The sequence below is a fragment of the Coleofasciculus sp. genome (genome assembly GCF_046539235.1).
GTDB lineage: Bacteria > Cyanobacteriota > Cyanobacteriia > Cyanobacteriales > Coleofasciculaceae > Coleofasciculus.
On record NZ_JBKHHI010000346.1, the window covers coordinates 1 to 7,111 of the forward strand.

Genomic DNA, 7,111 nt, shown 5'->3' on the forward strand with positions numbered 1-7,111 from the left:
GTTATATCAGGGTGAAAACGAAACGTTAGTGGTAAAACCCGCCCCTACACAATCTTCCCCAGCTCTCCCAGCTCCCCCTGTTTCCCTTAACCAAGCCGGCTCATTGGTAAAGATTAGAACGTCTAAGCGCATTTTTGGGAACAGTTCTGATATAGATAGAGCAGAAGTTTTTCAAAAAACGTCATGGTTACAGACTCTCATGTCAAACAGCTCGTAAAGATTCTCATTGGTGCGGCTTGGATCGATGGTCGAATTCAGCCAGAGGAACGGCAGTATCTGCGCCAAGTCGCCCAGCAATCCAATGTTGCTGAAGACCCAGAAATTCGACCCCTGTTGAACGAACTCAAATCGGTGTCCAGTGACGAGTGTTATAGATGGGTGCAAGAGTATTTGGGCGATCATCCTAGCCAAGAGGATTATCAGGGCTTGATTGAAGCGATTAGTGCCTTAATTTACAGCGATGGCGATGTAGATACTGAGGAAGCTAAACTTCTCACCCGCTTACAGCTTCTCGATCCCGCCCAGACTTCTCCCAAGTCCACTCATAATAACGTGCTTAAAGCCATTCAAAAACTCTACCACCGTTGGATTGATCAGCAAGTTTAGTCTTATGTCTTATGTCATTCGTCCTTTGTTAGGGAACGGGGAACCTTTAATTATCCTCTATACCTTTATTTGTGGGAGTTTTCAGTTTTTGCAGCAAGCCCTAAAGTAGAGTGTTGACTTCTCTGGTTACAGCGCTTTTCAGGTGAGCGAGCTATCCTAGAGTCCCGATTTCTCCCCGAAGTCCGGACTTTTACTTGGAGATACTGTATCTCTCATTTTTTATCCTTTACCCTAAAAGTCGGTAGGGGATTTTTTTTGTCGGAAACTAATTGTCCTTAATGATCGTCATTCTTTCTGAGAATGTTCCCCGATGCAACGACCAAGGGAGCATTTTTTTGCTAAAGTTTATCCAATTAATAGGTTGGGGAATTTTAGGAACATCTGGAATCCTAAACTGTCTAGTTATTTAACAGAACGATTCGTGTTGGAGAACGCCTTTAATGTCTAACTTTCATCCCTGGCAATCTGGAACCGCTGCATTTTTAGCCTTTGGATTAACGGCTGGTGCGATCGCTCCCTTCGTTACAGGCGCATCAGCGCTTGCCCAAACCACAAGTTTCTCAGATGTTTCTTCTAGCTACTGGGCGGAAGACTTTATTTCCGAATTAGCCCAACGGGATATTATTGCTGGTTTTCCGGATGGTACATTCCGACCTGATGCTCCCGTAACTCGCGCCCAGTTTGCGGCGATGATGCGTAAGGCAAATCAAGCCTTTAATAAAGCCGATCAACGCGGGTCAACGAACTTTGTTGATGTCCCCTCAAGATACTGGGCGTATTCTGCAATTCAAGATGCTTATAAAACGGGATTTTTAACGGGTTATCCGGGTAATGTTTTTAGACCCGAACAAAATATTCCTCGTGAACAAGTCTTAGTTTCATTGGCAAATGGTTTGGATTATTCAGCCAGTTCAACCAGTGTTTTAAATTACTACAATGATGCCTCTCGCATTTCCAGTTGGGCGCGGACACCAATAGCCGCCGCCACAGAAGAACGCTTGGTGGTGAATTATCCTAACGTTAAATCGTTAAATCCCCAGCGGAATGCTAGTCGTGCTGAAGTTGCGGCGTTTATTTACCAAGCGTTAGTGAGTGAAGGGGAAGCACAAGTCGTCAGTTCTCAGTACATTGCTGATCCGACGCCTGTTGCTCAAAATTTCACGATTCCTGCGGGTACAACTATTCCAGTTAAGTACATCCGAGAGAAAATTTTAATTGCCCAAGAAGACGAACAATTACCCTTGACTTTAACGGTTGATGCGAATATCACAACCTCTGATGGTACAGTATTAATTCCAGCGGGTAGTGAGGTTGTGGGTACGTTGCGTTCGACCAATGGGGGCGCTCAATTTGTCGCCGAGAAACTGGTGATGAATGGTAAGCAGATGAATCTTGATGCTGCGTCTGAAGTAATCACCACGACGGAAACAGTCACTCAAGGTAGTAATGTCGGAAATTTGGTCAAGAATGCTGCACTCGGTACAGCGGCGGCGGCGGCGATTTCGGCGGTAACGGGAGATCGGGCGATCGCGACGGAAGAACTGTTAATTGGTACGGGGTCTGGTGTAGCATTGAGCTTAATCCAACGCTTCCTCGGTCGCAACAGTGTGGATCTGATTGTGATTGAACCGGATACTGATTTAGATCTGAAACTTGCTGAGAATTTAGTTATCAGCGCCAACTAGATCACCATAGTGTAGAGACGTAGCATGCTACGTCTCTACAGGTTAACCATCTGTGGCTTTCCAGATAGGTGTTTACGTGTTTTTTTTCTTCATGATTCATAAATTGGCAACCAAACGACAAACGTTGTGCCCTGGGTTGACTCCTCCCCAGAACGGCGAATCGCTACATCTAACTGGGGTTGAGTCCACGGTGACTGCGCTGGACTAAATACCTCGATTTGACCCTGCATTTGTTCAATTAGTGTTTTGGCGATCGCTAACCCTAAACCACTCCCCGGAATCCCTGTGTTGGCTTGTATTCCCCGATAACGCCGCTCAAATAAATGCTCGATGTCTTGGGGCGGAATTCCAGGACCGGTGTCAGTAATCGCAATTCCCACCATTGTTCTCGTCTCATCTTTGGGTTGACCCACACCCGCTTCCACTTCAATTTGCCCCCCAGCGGGCGTGTATTTTAAGGCATTGTCAATTAAATTATTTAAGACCTCTCGTAACGCCCTAGCGTTTGCCCGCACAGGGGGTAAGTCTTGGGGAATCGAGTAGCGTAATTCTAAATCCCGTTCCCCCGCGATCGCTTGGGCGGAAATGAGCAGGGGTTCTAAGACTTCGGTGATGGTGAATGACTCGACAATTAGGGTTTTACCCGGAAGCAAAGGAATGGCTGGTGCGTCTGTCTCTGGTTCTGAGTTAACCGGAGAAACAATTTTCCCAGTCTCGTCTGATTCGGGAAGTGGACAAGTCGCCGTGCTAGCTGATGCGGGTAAGGTTAGGGGTTCACTTGTTGGTGCATCCTGATCTAAGCATTCATCAAAATCTTGTAACAATTCCTTCAAGCGATCGCTCTCCCGCACAATACTAGCTGCAACGTTATGATTTTTATCATCGGGTTGCAGTCGATTAAGTAGCAGTTTGCCAAAGGTTCGCAATGCGGTTAAAGGATTGCGAAATTGATGCAGGATATCATCAAGCCGATCCCGTTGCTGTGCCTGTAGACGGCGTTGCTGAGTCCATTCCTGCTCAAACCAAGCCCGACGCCGATCCATTAAGTAGGCAAGTGTCAATGTTCCAGCGATGCGTTCAATCGCTGTCTGTTCTTTTTCATTCCACGGTCGATCATCGCGACTTGTGACTAATAATCCCATAACTACTTCTTCGTGGATTAGAGGCAAAACCATTTGCCGTCCTTGAGATAAGGTATAGTCATCCCGAGAGAGTGAGGTGGAATCGGGGAGATGGTGATCCTCAGCAGGTTGAGGTAAAAGGCGAGGTACAGCTTCAGCAAGGCGGGGAATCGTATCCAGTGAACTCATGCGATCGGGCAATGTTAACTCCGTATCCTCCTCTTCCCATATCGCCGCTTCTGGATAGACCACTACCGGAATCAGCTTAGGTTGCGCTGCTTCATCGAGCTTATCCGTTGTTAAATATACCGCACTCAACGCCGCGCCTAGACTTTGAGTAAGGATTCCAACCTGTGATTGACACAAGGCGACAAATTCTGAACTAGCAGGAATGAACATGAGAATTGCGTGATCACCACCAGAGGGCTTTTACGACAGAACCCAATAGAGGTTCCTTTTCTATAATGTCGAACAATTGACACGACTGACTATTACCCAAAAGGTGTAGGATGACAGTCATTCGTCCTTTGTTCTTTATTATCTCCCCCATCTCCCCCATCTCCCCCATCTCCCCCATCTCCCCAGCCCCCTCAGACGGCTTTTTGTAAACTTTTTTAACGAAAAATTAATTTTTTTGGTAGTGATTTTTAAAGGAGTATGGCTCAAAGCCTCTTTCAAACTTAGCATTGAGGCATTTTAGGTAGATCTATCAAACTATAAAAAGATATTGATATTTCAGACTCAAGCAGATATACTTACGACGGCTTTTGTAACTAACATTACAACTGTCGGCAAAAAGAGGAGGTAAAGAGGTTGGCAAGAAGACGTAAGCGCAAGAGTCGCCGCCGCCAAGAGGGGCGCAAGATCCTAGAACATGTGCCTCAGTATAATCTAGAAAGCGGTGAAGATAAACCGGTTACAGCAGCACGTAAATATATTCAATCAGCCGGGATTATTCCGCCCGCTTTGCTACTAGTTAAGCGAAATGAGCATACGACAGACCGTTATTTCTGGGCAGAAAAAGGTTTATTTGGCGCTCAATATGTTGAGGAAAATCATTTTCTGTTTCCCAGTCTGCGGGTGCTTGATGCTCCTGTCGAAAAGGCTGTAGTTGCGGTTGAAAGCTGCTGACTACAGCCAAATCTTCCGAATTGACTAGTGCTTTGACACTTGTCAAGAGGCAATTCATTTCATTCCTGCTAGGGGGGTGAGATGAATTGCCTAATTTTTTATGAAGGCAGATGACAGATGACAGAAGGCAGAAGGGAAGGAGAAAGGTTGCAAAGTAGAAGAAAATAATAACTGTTGAGTATGCTTGTCGAGTCATTTTCCTCTGATTCATGAGTTCAGTGCAACCGTCTTGTCCATTTATAGTCGGTGCAGCGATCGCGGATTCCCGATTTTTTGTGGGACGCCACGAGGAGTTGCAACAGATTACTACTCAGATTACAGGTACCCTACCCGGTAGCTTAAATGTGGTCGGGCGCAGACGCATTGGCAAATCCTGGCTGCTTTATCACTTCTGTCAAACGTATCAGGAATACGTTTCTCAACCTGATCGGTTTATTAGCATTTATCTTACCAGGGGGCTTGGGGGAGTTGTAAGACCCACGCTGTAATCTATGATGAGCGCGTTGGGATACACAACGCCCCCAAGTTAATTTAGGTGACTAAAAGTCACCTAAATTAACATTTAAACTCACGCAACTAGTCAGTAAATGCGTACAATAGAGGTATGCTTACACTTAACTATCGTTACCGAATCTATCCAGACGCTGCTCAAGAACAACGGTTGATTGAGTGGATGGAAATTTGTCGCAGTGCATACAACTATGCATTGGGGGAGATAAAGGATTGGTGCAATAGTCGTAAGTGCTTGATTGATAGATGTTCTTTTGAAAAAGAGTACATCATTCCAGCAGATACCAAGTTTCCTGGCGAGATACAACAGCTTAACAATTTGCCCAAGGCTAAGAAAGAATTCCCCAAGTTAAAAGAGGTTCCTTCTCAAGCTCTCCAGCAAACAATCAAGCAGTTGCATAAAGGTTGGGATTACTTTAAGTCTCGCGGTTTTGGCTTTCCCAGATTTAAAAAGTTTGGGCAGTTTAATTCGTTACTGTTTCCTCAATTCAAGGAAAACCCTGTAACCGGTTTACATATTAAATTACCCAAAATTGGGGCAATTACTGTCAACCTGCACCGACCTATTCCATCTGGATTTACGGTTAAACAGGTGCGAATCTTATGTCAAGCTGACCGATGGTATGCATCTATCAATATTCAATGTGACGTCAGTGTTCCTGACCACAAACCCCACGGACATCCAATTGGAGTAGACGTAGGATTAGAAAAGTTTTTAGCTACCAGTGAGGGTGTTATTGTCAAACCGCCTAAGTTTTTTAAGACAATGCAAAGTAAGCTGAAATTGCTACAACGTAGGCTATCTAGGAAAACAAAGCGGTCAAATAACTATGAAAAACAACGCCTTAGAGTAGCTCGACTTCACCATAAAATCGACAACATCCGTAAAGACTTTCATTTCAAACAAGCACATACCCTCTGTGACGCTGGGGATATGGTTTTCATGGAAGACCTTGATTACCGTATCACCGCCAAAGGGTTTCTTGGAAAACAGATGCTGGATGGCGGTTTTGGTCAATTTCGTACCATCACTCAATATGTGTGCTGGAAACGTGGAAAGTTTTTTGCTGTTGTTGATGCTAGGGGGACTTCTCAAGAATGTCCTGAGTGCAAAGGTGAGGTTAAAAAAGACCTGAGTGTCCGGGTACATGATTGTCCTCATTGCGGCTATCAAACTGATAGGGATGTGGCTAGTAGTCAGGTAATCAGAAACCGAGGAATAGAGCTAATTAGTACCGCTGGGCTAGCGGGAAAGGAAACTGCCTGTGCAGCCGATCTACCGGGGGTTGGTGAAAGCCAAACTAGGCAAGTGGCGAAATCCCCTGAGCGTAGTCGAAGGGGAGCGTAGTCGAAGGGGAGTAACCAGGAAATCCTCAAAGTGATTTGGGGAAGCCTACACCATAATCTTTGATTTGGTGTAGGAGGATGTCACTGCAGTTAGCCGGAAGTTTACTTTGGGAAGCGCGTCAGCAGGGGCGAGATATAAACTGGGTTAAGGGGAGGTTTGAAGTAGAAGCAAGGCGTACTCCTGGGTATAGTTTTGAATTGCACCAGTTACCGCTTCCGTTGCAGGTATTAGTTAGGTTTCCCTTGAATTTAGGGCGAATGGTTAGGGGTATTCGGGGGACGGTGGATGAAATTGGTAATTTAATGGTGGGGACGGCTATTTTAATTGGAGTTATTTTAGGTGTTGTTGTGTTATTGAGTTTCTTGTTTTAGAGGAAGTTGATGGACTACGGAGGAACGGTATTTTGGGCGCACGTCGGTCATTGGTGTCAACTTAAGACTTTGTATAACTAGCGCTCAAAGTTTAGATCCCCCTAAATCCCCCTTCAAAAGGGGGACTTTGATTAATATCTTGTCCGGTTTGTGTCGAGAGTCTATCATACCTGTAGTTATTGGGACAAAAACCTTACCCTTCTACCCTTTTATCCTTTTACCCCTTTCCCACTATACACAACTGATGCTACCGGACTTGATATAATTTCTGGTTCCCCCCGTGCAACAAAAAGCGAAGCATCCTCTGGTCTCCCCCATGGAACAAAAAGCGAAGCATCC

General features: G+C 45.3%; 7 protein-coding genes. 6 read left to right on the plus strand and 1 reads right to left on the minus strand.

Features of this window, described 5'->3' with window-relative positions; all coding sequences use genetic code 11:
* The first annotated feature begins 183 nt into the window (after positions 1 to 183).
* Complete coding sequence (locus tag ACLFWI_RS23390; protein ID WP_446408613.1) at positions 184 to 606, plus strand: tellurite resistance TerB family protein; 423 nt, start codon at positions 184 to 186, stop codon at positions 604 to 606.
* 440 nt (positions 607 to 1,046) lie between these two features.
* On the plus strand, positions 1,047 to 2,291 hold the full coding sequence (locus ACLFWI_RS23395; RefSeq protein ID WP_446414923.1) for an S-layer homology domain-containing protein: 1,245 nt from the start codon (positions 1,047 to 1,049) through the stop codon (positions 2,289 to 2,291).
* Positions 2,292 to 2,380: 89 nt separating this feature from the next.
* Here the strand turns inward: ACLFWI_RS23395 and ACLFWI_RS23400 are convergent, their stop codons facing one another.
* Complete coding sequence (locus tag ACLFWI_RS23400; protein ID WP_446414924.1) at positions 2,381 to 3,811, minus strand: sensor histidine kinase; 1,431 nt, start codon at positions 3,809 to 3,811, stop codon at positions 2,381 to 2,383.
* A gap of 414 nt (positions 3,812 to 4,225) precedes the next feature.
* On the opposite strand from ACLFWI_RS23400, the gene ACLFWI_RS23405 reads away from it, so the two are divergent.
* The 4 genes from ACLFWI_RS23405 to ACLFWI_RS23420 all read left to right on the plus strand — a co-directional run bounded on the left by ACLFWI_RS23405 (position 4,226) and on the right by ACLFWI_RS23420 (position 6,772).
* A complete protein-coding gene (locus ACLFWI_RS23405) occupies positions 4,226 to 4,543 on the plus strand; it encodes a DUF3155 domain-containing protein (protein ID WP_446414925.1) in 318 nt (105 codons plus the stop codon).
* Positions 4,544 to 4,752: 209 nt separating this feature from the next.
* Positions 4,753 to 5,031: a hypothetical protein gene (locus tag ACLFWI_RS23410; RefSeq protein WP_446408617.1), complete on the plus strand. Its 279-nt coding sequence runs from the start codon at positions 4,753 to 4,755 to the stop codon at positions 5,029 to 5,031.
* Between the two features lie 116 nt (positions 5,032 to 5,147).
* A complete protein-coding gene (locus ACLFWI_RS23415) occupies positions 5,148 to 6,401 on the plus strand; it encodes an RNA-guided endonuclease InsQ/TnpB family protein (RefSeq protein ID WP_446414926.1) in 1,254 nt (417 codons plus the stop codon).
* A gap of 77 nt (positions 6,402 to 6,478) precedes the next feature.
* Complete coding sequence (locus tag ACLFWI_RS23420) at positions 6,479 to 6,772, plus strand: hypothetical protein (RefSeq protein ID WP_446414927.1); 294 nt, start codon at positions 6,479 to 6,481, stop codon at positions 6,770 to 6,772.
* The last annotated feature ends 339 nt before the right edge of the window (positions 6,773 to 7,111 follow it).

What these genes read in the sequence shown, in the direction of transcription:
- ACLFWI_RS23390 (WP_446408613.1), top strand. Translation starts at nt 184, where the DNA reads ATGGTTACAGACTCTCATGTCAAACAGCTCGTAAAGATTCTCATTGGT.
- ACLFWI_RS23395 (WP_446414923.1), top strand. Translation starts at nt 1,047, where the DNA reads ATGTCTAACTTTCATCCCTGGCAATCTGGAACCGCTGCATTTTTAGCC.
- ACLFWI_RS23400 (WP_446414924.1), bottom strand. Translation starts at nt 3,811, where the DNA reads ATGTTCATTCCTGCTAGTTCAGAATTTGTCGCCTTGTGTCAATCACAG.
- ACLFWI_RS23410 (WP_446408617.1), top strand. Translation starts at nt 4,753, where the DNA reads ATGAGTTCAGTGCAACCGTCTTGTCCATTTATAGTCGGTGCAGCGATC.
- ACLFWI_RS23415 (WP_446414926.1), top strand. Translation starts at nt 5,148, where the DNA reads ATGCTTACACTTAACTATCGTTACCGAATCTATCCAGACGCTGCTCAA.
- ACLFWI_RS23420 (WP_446414927.1), top strand. Translation starts at nt 6,479, where the DNA reads ATGTCACTGCAGTTAGCCGGAAGTTTACTTTGGGAAGCGCGTCAGCAG.